13 protein-coding genes are annotated in these 17,677 nt (G+C 49.2%); 11 read left to right on the top strand and 2 right to left on the bottom strand.

Annotated elements, in window-relative coordinates; genetic code table 11:
- Nucleotides 1-79: 79 nt before the first annotated feature.
- Complete coding sequence (locus ACRRNK_RS13135) at nucleotides 80-1,435, bottom strand: cryptochrome/photolyase family protein (RefSeq protein WP_433943190.1); 1,356 nt, start codon at nucleotides 1,433-1,435, stop codon at nucleotides 80-82.
- Between the two features lie 184 nt (nucleotides 1,436-1,619).
- Between ACRRNK_RS13135 and ACRRNK_RS13130 the strand changes: the two genes are divergently transcribed.
- The 4 genes from ACRRNK_RS13130 (at nucleotide 1,620) to ACRRNK_RS13115 (ending at nucleotide 5,102) form a co-directional block, all read left to right on the top strand.
- Entirely contained in the window at nucleotides 1,620-2,315 is a 696-nt protein-coding gene (locus tag ACRRNK_RS13130) for a response regulator transcription factor (RefSeq protein ID WP_433943189.1), read from the top strand.
- Complete coding sequence (locus ACRRNK_RS13125; protein WP_433943188.1) at nucleotides 2,305-3,399, top strand: sensor histidine kinase; 1,095 nt, start codon at nucleotides 2,305-2,307, stop codon at nucleotides 3,397-3,399. The genes ACRRNK_RS13130 and ACRRNK_RS13125 overlap by 11 nt, the downstream gene beginning before the upstream one ends.
- A gap of 222 nt (nucleotides 3,400-3,621) precedes the next feature.
- The gene (locus tag ACRRNK_RS13120) at nucleotides 3,622-4,542 is read left to right on the top strand and encodes a D-alanyl-D-alanine carboxypeptidase family protein (protein ID WP_433943187.1); all 921 of its coding nucleotides are present in this window, start codon (nucleotides 3,622-3,624) and stop codon (nucleotides 4,540-4,542) included.
- A gap of 35 nt (nucleotides 4,543-4,577) precedes the next feature.
- Nucleotides 4,578-5,102, top strand: a complete 525-nt coding sequence (locus ACRRNK_RS13115) for a sigma-70 family RNA polymerase sigma factor (RefSeq protein ID WP_433943186.1) — start codon at nucleotides 4,578-4,580, stop codon at nucleotides 5,100-5,102.
- Nucleotides 5,103-5,318: 216 nt separating this feature from the next.
- On the opposite strand, the gene ACRRNK_RS13110 is transcribed toward ACRRNK_RS13115, so the two are convergent.
- Complete coding sequence (locus ACRRNK_RS13110; RefSeq protein ID WP_433943185.1) at nucleotides 5,319-9,128, bottom strand: S8 family serine peptidase; 3,810 nt, start codon at nucleotides 9,126-9,128, stop codon at nucleotides 5,319-5,321.
- Nucleotides 9,129-9,652: 524 nt separating this feature from the next.
- Here ACRRNK_RS13110 and ACRRNK_RS13105 point away from each other — a divergent pair.
- The 7 genes from ACRRNK_RS13105 to ACRRNK_RS13075 all read left to right on the top strand — a co-directional run bounded on the left by ACRRNK_RS13105 (nucleotide 9,653) and on the right by ACRRNK_RS13075 (nucleotide 17,614).
- Nucleotides 9,653-10,093 carry a VOC family protein gene (locus tag ACRRNK_RS13105; protein ID WP_433943184.1) on the top strand — a complete coding sequence of 147 codons (441 nt, stop codon included), beginning with the start codon at nucleotides 9,653-9,655 and terminating at the stop codon, nucleotides 10,091-10,093.
- A 170-nt stretch (nucleotides 10,094-10,263) separates the two neighbouring features.
- The gene (locus ACRRNK_RS13100; RefSeq protein ID WP_433943183.1) at nucleotides 10,264-11,280 is read left to right on the top strand and encodes an NAD-dependent epimerase/dehydratase family protein; all 1,017 of its coding nucleotides are present in this window, start codon (nucleotides 10,264-10,266) and stop codon (nucleotides 11,278-11,280) included.
- Nucleotides 11,281-12,354 (top strand): dihydrodipicolinate synthase family protein, encoded by a 1,074-nt coding sequence (locus ACRRNK_RS13095; protein ID WP_433943182.1) that lies wholly within the window; start codon nucleotides 11,281-11,283, stop codon nucleotides 12,352-12,354. It begins immediately after the preceding gene.
- Nucleotides 12,351-13,016: an L-serine ammonia-lyase, iron-sulfur-dependent subunit beta gene (gene sdaAB, locus ACRRNK_RS13090; protein ID WP_433943181.1), complete on the top strand. Its 666-nt coding sequence runs from the start codon at nucleotides 12,351-12,353 to the stop codon at nucleotides 13,014-13,016. The genes ACRRNK_RS13095 and sdaAB overlap by 4 nt, the downstream gene beginning before the upstream one ends.
- Nucleotides 13,017-13,041: 25 nt before the next feature.
- Nucleotides 13,042-13,947: an L-serine ammonia-lyase, iron-sulfur-dependent, subunit alpha gene (sdaAA, locus tag ACRRNK_RS13085; RefSeq protein ID WP_433943180.1), complete on the top strand. Its 906-nt coding sequence runs from the start codon at nucleotides 13,042-13,044 to the stop codon at nucleotides 13,945-13,947.
- A 9-nt stretch (nucleotides 13,948-13,956) separates the two neighbouring features.
- The gene (locus tag ACRRNK_RS13080) at nucleotides 13,957-16,017 is read left to right on the top strand and encodes an alginate lyase family protein (RefSeq protein ID WP_433943179.1); all 2,061 of its coding nucleotides are present in this window, start codon (nucleotides 13,957-13,959) and stop codon (nucleotides 16,015-16,017) included.
- Nucleotides 16,018-16,249: 232 nt separating this feature from the next.
- Nucleotides 16,250-17,614, top strand: a complete 1,365-nt coding sequence (locus ACRRNK_RS13075) for an ABC transporter substrate-binding protein (protein WP_433943178.1) — start codon at nucleotides 16,250-16,252, stop codon at nucleotides 17,612-17,614.
- Nucleotides 17,615-17,677 lie beyond the last annotated feature (63 nt).

The raw sequence follows: 17,677 nt of genomic DNA, 5'->3' as shown, positions 1-17,677 counted from the left end.
ATATGTGACTCGAACCGGCATAGGCCGGTTCTTTTTTTATATACTTTGTTTTCTTGAAAATCACAGATTTAATTGTTTGTTAGATATTTTCTTTCTGCCCACCCACCGTCCGGCTCCTTAATATCTCCTTATAGACTCCGATCGCCCGTTCCCGGGAAGCCTTTAGGTCCACAATAGCATGGGGACTTGGACGGTGAATCTCCCGTCCTTCTACATCCGCAAGCTGCGGAAGCCATCTGCGGATGTAGCTGCCCATAGGATCGAACTTCTCCGACTGATTGACCGGGTTCATAATTCGGAAGTAAGGGGCTGCATCGAAGCCGAGGGAGGAGCTCCATAGCCAGCCCCCGCGGTTCGGCGCGTTATCATAGTCAGCCAGCTTTAGCCGGAAGTAAGCTTCTCCGAGAGGGAAGGGACAAAGCAGATTCTTGGTGAGGAACATGGCTGTCACCATCCGAAGCCGGTTAGGCAGCTGCCCGGTCTCGTTAAGTTGGGTCATGGCTGCATCGATGACTGGAATCCCGGTCTCGGCCTGTGTCCAGGCGCTGAACAGCTTATCGTTCAGCAGTGATAGATCATAGCGCTGTTCATAGTGATAAAAGTCGGGGTCAAACACCGATTGATAGAGATAGAAATCCCGCCAAGCGAGCTGTCTGCGCCAGGCTTCTCCTTCCGGAATACCCATCACCTGCTGGTAGACTGCCCTTATCGACAGCGCTCCGGTATTCAGTGCCCCGCTAATCCGGCTTGTCCCTTCAGTTCCATAACGATCCCGCTCCCGCTCGTAATTACTCAGATCGTCCTCAATGAAATCTGCGAGCTGAATGCTTGGCTCTTCGGCAGCTGGGTAGTCCTCCAGAAGAAATGGAAGGCGAAAGCGATCCAGGAACTCTGGTTGCAGGTCCGCCGTATGCAGGTCAGACACCGAAGCAGTTCCGGGAGGCCGGAAGAACAACTCCAAATATTCTTTCCATTTTCGGTAGAAGGGCGTAAATACTTTGTAAGGTTCCTTGCGTCCGGCAAAAGCATGGAAATCTTCAAGATCGATCAAGGTCTGATCGTGAAGAGAGGTGACCATGACTCCATGCCGCCTGGCTGTCTGCTTAAGCTTATGATCCCGTGCAACTGCATATGGCGTATAATCTCTCCCAAGCATCATTTCTCGAACTGGGTACTGCCCGAGAATCGCATCTACGATCTGCTCGGGATCCCCATACAGGATGTGAAGCCTTCGGCCTGCCTGAGTATATAATCCTTGCAGGCTTCTAACCTGACTGAGAAAATGAATGCCGCTATGCTCATTTCTGCGCTCAGGAGTAAGCAGGGTGGGATCGGCAATAAATATATGCAGGCTCGTCTGCTGTTTGTCAGCAATAAGCTCGAAAGCGGCAAGATCGTGGGCGCGAAGATCTTTTCGATGAATAAATAAAATCATGGTTCCTGTCCTCCTGAGTGATCCTTACTGATCTTACTGACCCTACTGTAACGTATTACCCCAAAGTCTAATCCTACAAAATATTAAGAACTTCTTAACTCTTTCTTAACCTTTTGTTTGAAAACAAAATTCGGAATCATGTTATGATGATTCAAGCACAAATCAATGACAAAGGATGAAGGGTATGGAAAGACACATACTGATCGTAGATGATGATGACAAAATTGCGAAGCTGATCGAAATTTATCTTCTTAATGAAGGTTACGTCGTGTTCAAAGCCGAGAATGGCTTCAAGGCGCTGGAGATCATGCAGAATGAAGTGATCCATCTGGTTGTTCTGGATATTATGATGCCAGGGATGGACGGAATTACGGTATGTCTCAAGATCAGAGAGACGAATATGACCCCCATTCTGATGCTGAGCGCCAAGGACGGCGATATGGATAAAATAACCGGTCTGATGACTGGGGCGGACGACTATATGGTGAAGCCTTTCAATCCGCTGGAGCTGGTAGCCCGGGTAAAATCATTATTGAGACGCGCCTTCTACAGTGCACAGCCTGCACTTACGGCTAGAGACCATTTAATTGAGCTTGGTTCCCTGCAGATTGATAAGGAGACCCACTCGGTCAGGGTAGACGACCGTCCGGTTAAGCTTACCCCGATTGAATTCAGTATTCTCTTCCTGCTGGCGAGTCAGCCAGGGCGGGTATTCAGCTCGGAGGATATTTTTGAGTTGATCTGGAAGGATAAGTATTTTGAAAATAACAATTCCGTTACGGTTCATATCAGCCGCCTGCGGGACAAGCTGGAGAAGGAAATGCGCGGTGAGAAGCTGATTCGCACCGTATGGGGGGTTGGCTACAAAATTGAGATCTAGCTTAAGATTCTTCAAATGGTTCTTCTGGACCGTGGTAGCCTCGGCCATTCTGTGTTCCTTGCTCTATATGCTAATTAACTACCTATATTACAACTACGGTAATTTGAACATCATCCGTATTGTCCGATTCTTTTATTTTGGAATAGGCCGTCCAGAGATCTATTACGTGGCTTCCATTCCAGTTATTGTGATTACGGGTATCTATCTGTACCGCAGAGAGAGCCGAAGACAAGAGCAGAATTACCTGGCCCTGCTTATTGAAGAAGTGCACAACCTGGAGGAGGGGCAGCTTGACCGCAAAGTTACGGTTCGCTCGATAGGAAAGCTGGGACAGCTCGCTGCGGACATTAACCGGATGATGGAGAGGCTTAGAATCTCGCTGGAGGAAGAGCGGCGGGCGGAACAGACGAAGAATGAGCTCATTACGAACGTATCGCATGACCTTAGGACGCCGCTAACCACAATTACCGGGTATCTTGGCCTTATCGATCAGGATCGTTACCGGGATGAAGTGGAGCTCAGATATTATAACAACATGGCCTATGAGGAATCGTTAAGGCTGAAGCAGCTCCTGGAGGATCTATTCGAGTATACGCGCCTGCGCAACCGGGAAATGACGCTGAATAAGTCAAGAATCAATTTGGTGGAAATGCTCCATCAGATCACTGCACAGTTCCAGTGGCAGCTCGGCGAGAGCGGAATGGAGTCCAGGCTGTTCTTCGAGCAGAACCAGATGATTGTTATTGCTGATGGCGACAAGCTTAGAAGAGTGTATGAGAATCTTATTTCAAACGCCATCCGTTATGGAAATGAGGGCCGATTCCTGGATATCAGGGGGAGAATCGAAGGTCAGGACGCGGTTATTGATGTGATCAATTATGGTGAACCGATCCCTGAATCGGATATTCCTCGCTTGTTCGAACGCTTCTACAGAGTGGAGAAATCCCGTGATAAGAACACAGGCGGTTCGGGAATTGGACTTGCGATTGCCAAACACATTGTGGATCTTCACCAAGGTTCGATTCGGGTTACAAGTGATGAGGAGCAAACGGTATTCACCGTACGGATCAGTCAGAATGCTTAGTAACAAAACATCTCACAAAGTAAGAAGCATGTCACCGGGTTAGTTGGGGACATGCTTATTTTGTCGTTTGACTCTATAAAATCCCCGCCCGTAAATCACCCCAATCTATGAACTCGTAGACAATTCTTAATATATTCTTAATATTTTCTTAGGCGTAGCGAAAGTTATACCCCGGATAATAGAATCATTGGCGGACGTTGGTTAGTAGAGGAGAGTTTCAAGGTGATTAAACGAAAAATAGCATTCATAACAGGGTTCCTAATTGTTGTACTTCTGCTTGTTGAATTAAGCTCCGGGAATTTAAAACGGCATACTACTGCCCTTATGCACGAGGTTAAGATGCAGTGGAGGGATATGAATCACCCTTCCTTGCCTGGTCTTGAGGGGGAAGGAATTTTACTTATGGATGAGGATACGGGGGATATCCTGTATTCCATTAATGATACCGAGCGTCTGTATCCGGCAAGCACAACCAAAATTTTAACAGCACTCATCACGCTGGAGAAGGGGAATCCGAGCGACATCATTACCGTGGGAGAGGAAGTCCATCTTCGAACACAGGGCGAGAGCTCTGCGGGGCTTAAGCAGGGTCAAAAGCTGAGATTGAGAGACCTCGTAGCCGCGATGCTGCTTCCCTCCGGCAATGATGCAGCCCGAACTGCAGCCAGATATATCGCAAGATTAGATTCGGGACACAGCATGTCCCCGGAAGAGTCCGAAGCCTATTTCGCCGGTCTGATGAACACCCGGGCTATTGAGCTGGGAGCCGAGGCTTCCCACTTTGTTAATCCACACGGCCTGCATGACCCGAATCATTATTCTACGGCAAAGGATATGGCGCTGATTGCCCAGACTGCCATGAGAAATAAGGATTTCCGGAATATAGTCGCGGAGCAAAAACACAAAGCCACGCTGTCTAATATTTCATTCTCCAATCGCAATAAGCTGATTCAAAGTGGAGGCGAGTATTATTTTCAGGGTGCTGACGGGATAAAGACAGGCTTCACTGATGAGGCAGGGTATTGTCTCGTAGCTTCAGCAAGCCGAAAGGGCAGGAATCTGATCAGTGTGGTCCTCCACTCCACAGCTGAGGGCGTGTGGAAGGACTCAAGTAAGCTGCTTGATTATGGATTCAAGTTGTAACTGTTCAAAGCCAATTCATCGAAGGGGAGAGTTTAATGGACTGTGTTCAAATAGAAAATATATATAGAGACTACAAAAAAGATGTATATTTATACCTGCTGTATTTGGGGAAGAATCACCATCTGGCAGAGGATTTGACTCAGGAGACATTCGCGCGTGCTTTGGTTCATCTGAAGCCTGAGCATCAAGGCCGAGTAAGACCGTGGCTGCTGAGAGTGGCTTACCGATTGTTCATTGATAAGGTGCGCAAAGAAAAAAGGATGCAATATTACGATTCGGATTATTTTAATGAGCTTCCGGAGACGGATACACCGGAGTCCATCTTCATCATCAAGGAGAAGCAGCAAGCGGTATCCGAAATGCTGGATTCATTGACCGAGGTTCAGAGACAGACCGTTCTTCTGTATGACTTTAAAGGCTTCTCGTATCAGGAGTCCGCAGATATGATGGGGATTGGATTATCCAGGTTCAAAATTCTACTGTACCGGGCAAGACAAAAACTGCGTAATCAGCAGCACAGAGAACAAATGAGCCACAGACTGTACTCGGATGTAATCTAGTATTAGCCAAAGCGGAGCTACATAAATAAGCACTTATATAAATTGAACTTAAGAATTCCCATAAAGAAATGGAATCTACGAGTATCAGCGATTCTCGGAACCAACTTACACGCTGTCTTACCATGAACTCACTAATTTTACTTATAGAACGGGGTCTGCCCAGAAAGTCGCATTGGACTTTTGGGCAGACCCCTCATTCATTACGGGATAAATTAATTAATTTTCAAGAGGCAGTTGAGGCTGCGCTACCCCAGGCTGTACAGTTTCAGCTTGCTTCGGCTGAGTACTATCCAGAGAAGAGTCTGTGGTGGTGGAAGGCTTCACATAAGGAACAACAACCAGAACACCGACTGTAACGGTATGTCCTTTATAAGTCGCCGTAATTTGTGTGACACCTTTGCTCACACCTGTAAGGGTGCCATCCTTATCAACCGTTACCACTTTTGGATTCTTGGAAGTGTAGACGGCCTCGGAAGAGACATTCTTGACCTTGCCATTCTGATCAGTGAACAGGGCTACGGTCTCAAATTGTTCTCCTACGAGCAAGGAATAATCTTCTGAATCCAGGCTGAACACGCCAGGTTCAGGCGTTCCCGGATCCGTTCCACCGGATTTGACAACAACCTGTACCGAATTCAGTCCAGTAACCGGTACTTGAACAGCTCCCGCTTTCACAGCAGCGGATGCAAGTGTAAGGGAGTAATTACCTGCATCAGCCGATTGGAAGCTCACACTCGCAAGTTGACCCGATCCTGTAAAGGTACCGCTCTTCAATGAGACCGAGTAATTCAGCTGCTTGTCTCCGTTAGGCGCATCCACAATATCCTGTGTAACCACCGCATCTTGGGCATTCGGCACAGCTGAAGGGTCCAACTTAACGTTATTCAGCTTCAAGTTCTTCGGATATTGAAGACTGAAGGAGGCCGAGCTCACTTTAGCAGTTGTGGCAAATTTAATTCCAACTTGGAATTCAGCGTTCGTCTTGGCCTCCTGTGTCTGAGGATCAGCATAGATTTTGGCCTGTTCCTGGTTCTTCTTCAAGGTAGCAAGCGGAGTCAGTAGACCATTGGAAGCTGCATCATATACATAGACTTCATAACTGCTGTCGGTGTCCGGATAGACAGGAACATCGACACTGAAGTGACCGTTGTCATCGATTACACCATCCGCTTGAGTATAAGTACCGTTAGGATCCGTAGTCAATACGGCAACTCCAATAACATCGGAGTATTTCACATTCGGAAGCACATTAAGGAGAGTATCTCCCAGAATCTTGCCGGAAATCGTCCCTTTCGTTCCATCTCCATCCTTGATAACAAGTCCAGGCTGATCAATCTCGGCTTTCGGAGCTTCGCGATCAACGACGAACGGCGCACGTTCTTTGTCAAGCCGTGAATTCGTATCATGGATGACCGGAGTCAGCCAGTAAAGTCCATCCTTTAACGATTTTTCTTGACCATGATCGGTTACTCTGGCATCCCAGTCTGTAATCGTATAATTGTCAGGGTTATGAACAGGGGCATGATTCAGCCCATTGTACAGAGTTCCTTGATCTCCTTCAGTGTCACTGTTAACGACCAAATCAAAATCTTTGATTGGATAATTAATATTGAATGATACATCGGTTGTGTCAGCTAAGTAATCTTTGTTAGGAGAGAAGATGTCGTTCGAAAAGGCGATATTGTTAATTTCGCTGATGCTGAGATCTTCACCAACATATACGCTTGCCGGCAAGCGTAGAGTATGACCGTCCCCTTGCTTGACGAGGAGGACCTGTCCTTCGAATTTGCCCTCAGGTGCTCCCTTAGGAACGGTCAGCTTCACCGTAAAGGTGGCCTGCTTTTGTCCAGGCTGCAAGGTGATCTGCTGATTGGAGGAGATGAGGGAAGGAGCATTCTTGCCTTCTGCGGTCCAGTTCACCTGCACATCATAGGTTTGCTTGGTACCCGCAATATTGTTCAGAGTAATCTCCTTCGTAACCGTTGCTCCGCCAGCCTGTAGTCCAAACGAGAGACTGCCTGTCTGATACTCACTATTTGTTGATCCCTGAAGCTCAATTGGAAGCTTCTCTTTGACCGAAGCGATCGCTTCGGCTGTGAGCGCATTACCCAGATCAATCCGACCAGCGCCTTGAAGCTGCACCGAGTATGGAGTACCGGAACGATCATGAATCTCTACCGCATTATTCGTGAGCAGAGCCTTGATCTGTTCAGGACCTAGATGGTTCTCCTTGCTTTCCGACTTGGAACGCTGAATCAATAGCGCCGCTGCTCCCGCGACATGAGGAGACGCCATGCTTGTCCCTTGCAGGGATTCATAGGCGCTGCTGTAATCCCCATTCCAGGAAGGTATGGAAGAGGTAATGGCTACGCCTGGTGCTGTGATATCCGGCTTGATGGAATAGTCGGGAAGTGCAGGTCCGCGGGAGCTGAAATCCGCCAGGAGATCCTGTTCATGGACAGCACCAATATGGATCTTGTAATCCGATGCTTCAGCTTTCGCTTTCAGACTAAGTCCATCTTCCTGAGTGATGGTATACGTTGGCACATAATCGCCTTCACTACCGAGGGTGGCTTGAATTTCCCCTGGAACATTGTTGAAAATGATCACACCGGCGGCGCCCGCCGCTTTGGCATTTACAGCCTTGTCATGGAAGGAAATTTCGCCGCGTGAGATCAGAGCGATTTTGCCTTTGACATCCACCCCGGCGAAATCAGCTGGCTTGCCAAGACCCGCGAAGGCAACTCCCCAGCCGTCCTTATTGTCCTTAAGCTCGGGCGAGTAAGTGGTCAAGTATGCATACAGATCACCAAGCTCAGCCGATTTGAAAATAGGGGTGTCGCCCGGAGGGGTGGAAGCACCCACGGAGATCGCGAGCTGGGAGCCGCCCGGACTTCCAAGTGTCTCATCCCCGGGGCCTTCATTGCCGGCGGATACAGCCACTTCGACTCCAGCCTTTACCGCGTTATCAACGGCTATACTGTCCGCTGTGTATTGATTGTTAAAGTCCGAGCCTAGAGACAGGTTGATTACGTCATTTCCATCGGCGACGGCCTCTTCGATACCGGCAACTACATTCTCGGTAGTACCATTGCCGTAAGGACCAAGAACACGGTAGACATAGAGATCCGCTTCAGGCGCAACGCCCCGTGCCCATCCTTCCTTGCCCTGGGAATCATTTGGATTCCCGCGTCCCACAATTGTTCCGGATACATGGGTTCCATGCTCGGTATCGTATGGCTTCCCGTCGATAGGAGGCTTGGTAGGATCCGGTCTTGTTTCGGATGGGTCTTTGTCATTATCTACGAAGTCATATCCGCCTTTGTAAGCTCCCTTAAGGCTTGGATGATTATAGTCAACACCAGTGTCAATAACAGCGACTTTTACCCCTTTACCTTTGTAGCCTTCTTCCCACCACTTGGGCGCACCGATATAAGGAATACTGTTATCCGCGGAGGGTCCTACTTCACCCGTGGATTCGACCGGGATAGCATGATAAGTCAAGTTAGGAAATACAGCCTTCACCCCTGGCAGCTTGAGCAGGCCGTCTACCTGATTCGCGGGAAGCTCAACGGAATATCCGTTGAACACTTTGGAGTACTCTCTCTTAAATGTCAGACCGCGGAGCGCCTGGGCAGCTGACTTAAAGGTATTGTGCTCAACACGAACTTTGCTGGCATGATCCGCGAGATTGGCACCGGCTGACTGTTTCTCGAAAACTTTAATAGGATCATTTTGCAGCTGGACGATTACGGTGGTCAGATTACTGCTGTCACTCTCCGGAACGAAGTTCTTCGGTGTATTCGTTGAGGTTGAGGATTTCAGGAAGGGTACCGCACCTGGGGTTAACTCCCCGCTGCGGGGGATATTAAGGTTGGAATTCAATCTGGATTGGACCTTTAATTTGGAAGCAGTCTGAGCATCTACTGTTGAAGCCGCGGATGCTGCGCCTGGAGAAGCTGTGGCAAGAACTAGGGATAGACTAAGAACTCCGACCAACCATTGCTGACGTGAAATAGACTTCAAGTGGTTTCCTCCTTCTCAATTTGGATTCATGTATTCTAGCTCAAAATGATAGAGTGAAGATACTAAGAGTTTACATATTTTTGGAAGAAAACATATCCTACTGTTCTACTATGGGCGGCACCTCTGATTAGTGGAGGCGGCTTTTCTCAGATGGAGTCGAAAGATAGAGGATGAAGAGATATGAATCTGGAACTTAGATACAAAAGTACCAGCTATATGTTAATTTTGATAAATAGTCATTCGAGAGTCTTGTAGATCAGCCTAGGGGAGAGGACTCATGTACAGGATACCCTTTAGTTCATAAGCACCTTGGATGTGGACGGTCTTGATCGGGATATCATGGAGAAATATTTACCGGTGTTAATAAATAAAATCGTTCGACGTCAAAATTAGACACCAGCTTCATAGTATTTTCACGCTTAAGGGGATAAGATAGAAGTTATTAAATTTTCAATATATAATTCAAGGTGGAAGGAACACCACAGTTCCAACTGCCTTAAGTCAAATTATGGAGGGATATCAAAATGGTACCTGCGCGCGTTACCCTTGTAACTTTGGGAACACTTTCTATGCCGAAGCTGAGAGCATTTTACCGGGAAATTGGCTGGGAAGAAACACCAACTAGCAATGATCAGTATAGTGTGTTCACTACTGCGGGAGTCTTGCTGTCCCTTTTTCCGTATGACGAGCTGTTAAAAGATGCTGGACTTGAGCAGGGTGCTGCTCAGATTCAGGAACCGGACTTCCGGGGGATTACGCTTGCCATCAATGTGGAGGAACCTGAGCAAGTGGATGACATCACCGAGCAGGTGAGGAAAGCTGGAGCAAAAATTCTCCGCGAGCCTCACGAAGCATTTTGGGGCGGCCGGACTGCGTATTTCGCCGATCCGGAGAATCATGTCTGGGAAGTGGCCTGGAATCCTTCAGCCATATTTGATGAAAGCGGTGCCATGATCTCTTTCTGACCTTGTTAAATTAGATTTCAGAAGAACGTCTACCAAATTTACACTTTGGGGACGTTCTTTTTTTGAATTAACGGACTATTTAAAGTCGTTGTCTTTTAATATAGGGGGTCCTACTATGAGGGTAGAAAGACCAATGCAGGCGACTTTATGATCAGAAGAGGTGATGGGTAGTGAGAACAGTATCCGAATTAGAGAATTGCTTAAGTGAGCCGTCTGCTTCATTGGCCGCTGATCTGGCCCAATTGGATGGGGATATTCTGATTCTTGGCGTAGGGGGGAAGATGGGTCCGAGTCTGGCTAAATTGGCGAGGCGGGGAGCCGAAGCGGCAGGTGTGAAGAAGAAAATAATTGGTGTATCCCGGTTCTCATCAGGCAATCTGCAAAAGGAACTTGAAGAATCCGGAATTGAGACCATCAGTGCAGATCTGCTCAGTGATCAGGCTCTGCGTGCACTTCCGGATGTCCCAAATGTAATCTATATGGCCGGGCACAAGTTCGGCACAACGGGAAGAGAGTACTTCACCTGGGCCATGAATGCGTATCTTCCAGGACGTGTTGCTGAGAAGTATCGCAATTCGCGCATTGTCTCCTTTTCCTCCGGTAATATTTATCCACTGACCCCCGTGTCACTTGGAGGAGCTTCCGAGGAGCATCCGGTTGGTCCGATCGGGGAGTATGCGCAGTCTTGTCTGGGCCGGGAACGTGTATTTGAATATTTCTCTCGGGAGAATGGTACCCCGGTTGTGAATTTTCGTTTGAATTATGCCATAGATATGCGATATGGAATATTACTTGAAGTCGCCAGTGCAGTGAACGAAGGACGCCCTATTGATCTTGGGATGGGTCAAGTGAATGTGATCTGGCAGGGAGATGCCAATGAAATGGCCATTCGTTCATTATTAATTGGTGAATCCCCAGCAGTGACGCTTAACGTAACTGGCCCTGAAACCGTTTCCATTCGCTGGCTGGCCGAAAGATTTGGGGAAGGTCTTGGTAAGCAGCCTGTATTTACGGGAGAAGAGCGAGATACGGCCCTACTGAGCAATGCTTCCAAATCGCATCAGCTGTTCGGCTATCCTCGTGTATCACTGCGGACAATGATCGATTGGACACTGGAATGGGTGGAAAGGGGCGGGGAGACCCTGGGCAAACCTACACATTTCCAAGAAAGGACAGGTGCGTTCTAAATGGGGGAACCTAGGGAGTTAAGCGCTTCGGTCCGAAGCCTGCTGATGAAGGGTACGGTCATCCCTGCGCATCCCCTGGCACTGAATCAGGACCGTAAGCTGGATGAGCGCAGGCAGCGGGCATTGACACGTTATTATTTGGCGTCCGGTGCAGGCGGGATTGCCGTTGCTGTACACAGCACACAGTTTGAAATCCGTGAACCGGATATAGGTCTGCTTGAACCTGTCCTGCGTCTTGCAGCTGAAGAGGTGGATGCCGCCGGGCTTAACCGCCCGCTAATCAAGGTAGCGGGAATATGCGGACCCACAGATCAGGCACTTCGGGAGGCGGAACTCGCAGTTAAGTACAACTATGATCTTGGGCTGGTAAGCACAGGTGGTCTGGGGGACTGGACCGAGGCGCAGCTGCTAAAAAGGGCCCAGGCGATTACGGACATTATTCCGGTGTTCGGATTCTATCTGCAGCCCGCTGTTGGGGGAAAGCCGCTCAGTTATTCGTTCTGGAGAGAGCTTGCGGAGATTCCGGGCGTTAAAGCCATCAAGATGGCTCCCTTCAACAGGTACCAGACTTTGGATGTGGTTCGGGCAGTCTGCATGTCCAGCCGAAAAGATGAAATTGTGCTGTATACCGGGAACGATGACAATATTGTGGCCGATCTGCTCACAACCTACCGGTTCGAGGAGGATGGAAGGAGCTTTGAGAAGGGGATTGCTGGTGGTCTTCTCGGACATTGGGCCGTTTGGACACGGACAGCTGTAGAGCTGTTTGGTGAAATTATGGCTCTTCGTGAACAAGGAGCCCCGATTCCGGCCGAACTTCTTCAAAGGGGAGCACAGATTACAGATACCAATGCGGCCTTGTTCGATCCCTCCCACGGATTCCACGGATGTATTCCAGGCATTCATGAGGTTCTTCGCAGGCAGGGACTTCTCGAAGGAAGATGGTGTCTGAATCCTGAAGAGGAATTATCGGCGGGACAGCTGGAGGAAATTGATAGGGTGTACCGCCTGTATCCCCATCTGAACGATGATGCCTTTGTGAAGGCCCATCTAGAGGAATGGTTGAACACATGAAATTCAGATCCGTGTTCGACATTATCGGCCCGGCCATGATTGGACCGTCCAGTTCCCATACCGCCGGGGCTGCGCGAATTGGGAGAATGGCCCGAATGCTGTTTGGCAGACAGCCCCTGAGAGCTGAGTTTGTGCTTTATGGTTCCTTTGCGGAGACATACAGGGGCCATGGAACAGATGTGGCCCTGGTTGGCGGCATATTGCAATATGATACTTTTGATCCAAGAATCAAGGATGCTCTCCTCATGGCTAAAGATCTGAATATTGATATCCTGATCATAACGGCAGATGATCCTGAGGAACATCCGAATACGGCGAGAATCATCCTGACAGATGGGCAAGGAAGCTTGGAGATCAAAGGAATCTCTATTGGCGGAGGTAAGATAGAGATCAAGCAAGCAGGTGGATTCGATGTGAATCTGACCGGGGATTACTGGACAATGCTGGTCTTCCATGAGGACCATTTCGGGATGATCGCCTCCATTGCCCAGGTTCTCGCAGATCACCAAATTAATATTGGAAGCATGCATATGTCCCGTAAAGGAAAGGGACAGGAAGCTCTTCTGCTGATCGAGGCCGATCAGCCTATGGATAACGGCCTGGGAAGTAAGATCGAAGCGATTGCCGATGTACATGGGGTCCGCATTATAGCTCCTCTATAGACCGCCGGAAGGGAGTGCAGCTGCCGTGAAATTCAAGACAATTGAACAGCTGGTACAGCTTGCGGAGCAGGCAGAGATCCCGATCTCTGAAGTCATGATTCAGGAAGAGATGATGGCCTCTGACCTTACCCGTGAACAAGTGATCAGCAGGATGCAAGCGCATTTGAATACCATGGAGCAGGCAGTGGAACGGGGGCTCACCGAAGATATTCGTTCGCACAGCGGCCTGACCGGCGGAGAGGGCAAGAGGTTACATGCATATGCAGCCGGCGGAAGCACGGTCTCAGGCAGTAGAATGCTAAATGCGGTTAGCCGCGCAATCGCAACTAACGAAGTTAATGCGGCGATGGGCACGATTGTAGCAACCCCTACGGCTGGAGCCTGCGGCGTTATTCCCGGATGTTTATTCGGGTTAGCCCCTGAGCTTGGAGTTAACAGGGAGATGATGGTACGCTTCCTGTTCACCTCAGGAGCAATAGGCATGGTCATCGCGAACCAGTCCTTTATTTCAGGTGCAGCAGGCGGGTGCCAGGCTGAGGTTGGTTCCGCTTCCGCAATGGCAGCCGGAGCTGTTGTTGAGCTTGCGGGGGGTACACCAGAGCAGTCGGCTGTGGCTGTGGCCATCGCGCTGAAGAACACCCTCGGTCTGGTGTGTGATCCCGTCGCTGGGCTGGTCGAGGTGCCTTGTGTCATGCGCAATGCGATGGGGGCGGCGAATGCGCTGGTGGCCGCGGATTTGGCCCTGGCCGGGGTCAAAAGTATTATTCCCGCAGATGAAGTGATTACAGCCATGTACCGGGTTGGTCAGGCGATGCCGAACACCTTGAAGGAGACCGCCATGGGCGGGCTTGCTGACACGCCTACCGGCAGGAGGATCAAGGACCAATTGTTCGGAGATCCGCCGCCCGCAGCAGCAATCGGAGAGGAGTAGTCGAACCAAATGAATACTCAGAACACGCCACGGAGCCCGAGATTCTACTGGTCACCCGAAGACAAGGAATTTATAGTGTCCGCCTGTCACAGCAACTGGCCTGAAGAAGTCAAGGAAGTGCTGCATCGGTCAAATTTAGCCTGCGAGAACACGTTTATATTTACCCACAGGTGGGACATGGAACGATGTACGGAGCCTGTAAGCTTTGGAAGCGGGATCAACTGGAACTATCGTCACCATGATGATTTGGAATGGCTGGTCATGCTGAACCGGGCACGGTACATGAGTGAGCTCGGTCAGGCGTACTGGCTCACGAATGAGGAGAGGTATGCGTCTGCGTATATCCGTCTGATGAAGGATTGGATCAGGCAGAATCCGCTTAGTCTTGAGGAGCTTGATGCCAGTGCGGCCAAGGCCTATAACGTGAAGGACACTTGGCGGAAGCTGGATAGCGGAATAAGAATTACGCATTGGATTAAAGGATATTTCTGTGTCCGTACTTCTTCGCTATGGACAGAAGAGGAGGAGAGCCTCTTCAAGGAGGCGGTACACCTGCATGGCGTATATCTGAACCGGGCATATACCACGCATGATAGACAAAGCAACTGGGGATATCTTGAGACCAATGGTTTGTTTCAATTAGCCCTGCTGTTTCCTGAGTTTGAGGAGTCTTCGAAGTGGATCGAGACAGCAGCTCATCGGCTGGCTGAAATGGCCCCTGTTCAGGTATTCGGTGATGGCATGCATAATGAGCAGTGCACGATGTATCATCATGAGGTGCTGCACTGTATCTTTGAATCGGTATGGCTGAGCGAGATCAACGGGTATAAGCTTCCAGATCATCTCCGTCAGACACTGGGAAGCATGTACACAGCTACCCTCGCCTTCGTTCAACCAGATGGACATCAGCCTATGCTGGGGGATAGCGACGGAACGGATGTGAGAGATGTTCTTAGCCGGGGTGCTTGTCTATTTCGCCGTGGTGATCTGAAGAGTCAGGCGTATGAGCATCTGGATTATGAGGGTATCTGGTATTTTGGCAGCACAGGCTACCGCAATTATGAAGAATTGAAAGCCACGGAACCCGAATTCTGCTCCACTCTGTTAGAAGATAGCGGTTATATGTTCATGCGCAGTGACTGGTCGCCGGATGCCAAATATTTATTGTTCGATGCGGGACATATGGACGTTATCCGGGCACATGGCCATGACGACCTGCTTCATTTCAGCTTATCCGCCTACGGTCAGCAGTTCCTGATTGATCCTGGACGCTATACGTACATGGAGAACGAGGAACGGAGATATTTCAAAGAGTCCCTGCAGCATAATACGATCTCGGTTGATGGCAGAACGATCTCTGAATATGTAGATTCATGGCGGTGGAATGCAGAAGCGAATCCGCTCGGCAGAGTGTGGCGGAGCAGTCATGCATTTGATTATGCGGAAGCTGGTCATGACGGATATTGGCGGCTTGCGCAGCCCGTTCGGATCAAGCGGCAGATTGTATTCATGAAGCCGGATTACTGGGTCGTCGTCGATACCCTTCATTCTCATGGAGAGCATAACTATGAGCTTCCTCTGCATTTTGCTGAGGGCATGACCCTAACTGAGCTGAGAGATCCGGGTGAGCTTATCGCTTCAGCCGAGAAGCATGGCTCATGTGCTGGGCCTTCCCTGCGGATTATTCCCGTTACACCTGTTCAGGTCAGGATCGAGTCCTCTTGGGTGTCGAGAAATTATAACGAGAAGACTCCTGCTGTGAAAGCCGTGCTCCAGCAATCTGGTCAGGGAGTAACCCGGTTTGTTACGCTGTTCTATCCCGAAAGGCCTGATGAACAGACCCGGCTTGAGGTAAGACTTGGGAGCTGCGAGGACAGCTATGGCCGCAGGGTGGATTCAGATCTGGCGACCGTGGTCGAGATAGTAAGGGATGATACCGTCGATTCGCTCCTTATCTCCCATCAAGGGCCAAAGGGATACCAGTTCGCCGGGGTTCACCTGTCGGGCGAAGTAATGGCCGCGCGTCATCAGACAGCTCAGGCTGTAGAAAGCTGGATATTGAAAATATAACAGATCATTCGCCGCGGATAGAAGCGTAGCGCTTCTTCCGAAGCATCAGTCTATTTTTTGGAAGCGCTTCATATTATAGATCTACAACTAAATTTTTTTGAAGCAATTTCGGTCTTATTAAGGCCGTTGACCAATAAGGATAAACTGGGTAGCTTTAATATTATAAAAGAAAGTAATTGCTAACATCACATGTGATTACTTTTCTTTATAAAATTGATTAAGGGGGCTTATCATGAAACATCTGGCATTCAAACGTGGAGCTTTGATACTTGCTGTGCTTATGTTCTCTTCCATTATTTTGTCAGCATGCTCTGGAAGCAGCAAGAAGGAGGAAGGTGAAGTTTCTCCTGGAGGCAAAAAACAAGAACAAGAACAAGTGGAACTAAGACTCGGGTATTACTCTTCAGCTCAGACCGATGCTAAGATGCAGGAGCTGGTCAAGAAGTTCCAGGATTCCCACCCGAACATCAAAGTAAAGACTGAATCCTCACCTTACGGGCAGTTCTTCCAGAAGCTAGATACGCAGATTGCTGCGGGTAACGCGCCGGATGTATGGCTGTCAGATGGAGTACTTGTCCCTAAATATGCCGAACGCGGAGCACTGAAGGACCTTACAGATCTAATCGGCAAAGACTTGAATCATGATGACTACTATGGTCTTGATTTCAATAAAGATACGAACGGCAGATACTGGGGCGTACCACAGGGAATTCAGATTGGCGTTCTCTACTATAACAAAGACATGTTCGATGCGGCCAAGGTCGCTTATCCGACTACGGACTGGACCTGGGATGATCTGAAGGCGGCTGCCGAGAAGCTGACGCTGGACTCCAATGGTAAATATGCTACAGATGCCGCATTTGATGGCAAGAAGGTGAAGCAATATGGCTTAACGTTCTTCAGTATCACGGAAGGCTGGATGCCTGTTCTGAAATCCTTCGGCGGAGGCGTGCTTGATCCGACTCTGCAGAAATCGATTATTAACTCTCCAGAGAACAAGAAGGCACTGGATTGGATCGTGGATGGTATGAGTCGCCACCTGCTACCGACTCCTGCTGATCTGAAGAGCTTCCAGAGCAATATGGCACCATTCCCGAGCAAGGCGGCCGCAATGCGGATCGGGATCTACGCGCGGACGATGGATGCGAACAATGCCGGTCTGAACTATGATGTCACGCTCCTGCCAAAAGGTCCTGATGGCAAGCGCTTCTCCCCGGTTATTGCGAACAGCTGGGTGATTAACAAGAAGGCTGAGAACCAAGTTGGGGATGCGGCTTGGGAATGGGTTAAATTCTGGGCTACTACGGACGAAGCTCAGAAGGAGTGGGCTTCACTCGGTGAAGCAGTTCCGGTTAAGAAATCCGTTGCGAATTCCGATCAGTTCCTGAATGGTAAGCCTGCTAACAAGAAGGCGTTCCTCGACAGCTTTGAATTCGCGGGTACGCTGGATGTCAACGCGGTATGGAGTGAGTGGGTAGGCAAATTTAATGAAAGCATTAATCGTGCATTCCAAGGCGAGATTCCGGCAGATCAGGCTCTATCCACAGCGGATAAAGATGTTCAGCAAGTACTCGATGAATTCTACAAGAAGAAATAAATCTTATCAGAGCGGGTACACGGCGGTCCTGTCCACTTGATGTGGCAGGGCTGCCCGTATCCA

Origin of the sequence: Paenibacillus sp. SN-8-1 (genome assembly GCF_050995535.1) — a bacterium.
Taxonomy (GTDB): Bacteria; Bacillota; Bacilli; order Paenibacillales; family Paenibacillaceae; genus Fontibacillus.
Note: the sequence above shows the minus strand (reverse complement) of the source record. Positions and strands in the feature narration are given on the sequence as shown.

What these genes read in the sequence shown, in the direction of transcription:
- ACRRNK_RS13135 (WP_433943190.1), bottom strand. Translation starts at nt 1,435, where the DNA reads ATGATTTTATTTATTCATCGAAAAGATCTTCGCGCCCACGATCTTGCC.
- ACRRNK_RS13130 (WP_433943189.1), top strand. Translation starts at nt 1,620, where the DNA reads ATGGAAAGACACATACTGATCGTAGATGATGATGACAAAATTGCGAAG.
- ACRRNK_RS13115 (WP_433943186.1), top strand. Translation starts at nt 4,578, where the DNA reads ATGGACTGTGTTCAAATAGAAAATATATATAGAGACTACAAAAAAGAT.
- ACRRNK_RS13105 (WP_433943184.1), top strand. Translation starts at nt 9,653, where the DNA reads ATGGTACCTGCGCGCGTTACCCTTGTAACTTTGGGAACACTTTCTATG.
- ACRRNK_RS13095 (WP_433943182.1), top strand. Translation starts at nt 11,281, where the DNA reads ATGGGGGAACCTAGGGAGTTAAGCGCTTCGGTCCGAAGCCTGCTGATG.
- sdaAB (WP_433943181.1), top strand. Translation starts at nt 12,351, where the DNA reads ATGAAATTCAGATCCGTGTTCGACATTATCGGCCCGGCCATGATTGGA.
- ACRRNK_RS13080 (WP_433943179.1), top strand. Translation starts at nt 13,957, where the DNA reads ATGAATACTCAGAACACGCCACGGAGCCCGAGATTCTACTGGTCACCC.
- ACRRNK_RS13075 (WP_433943178.1), top strand. Translation starts at nt 16,250, where the DNA reads ATGAAACATCTGGCATTCAAACGTGGAGCTTTGATACTTGCTGTGCTT.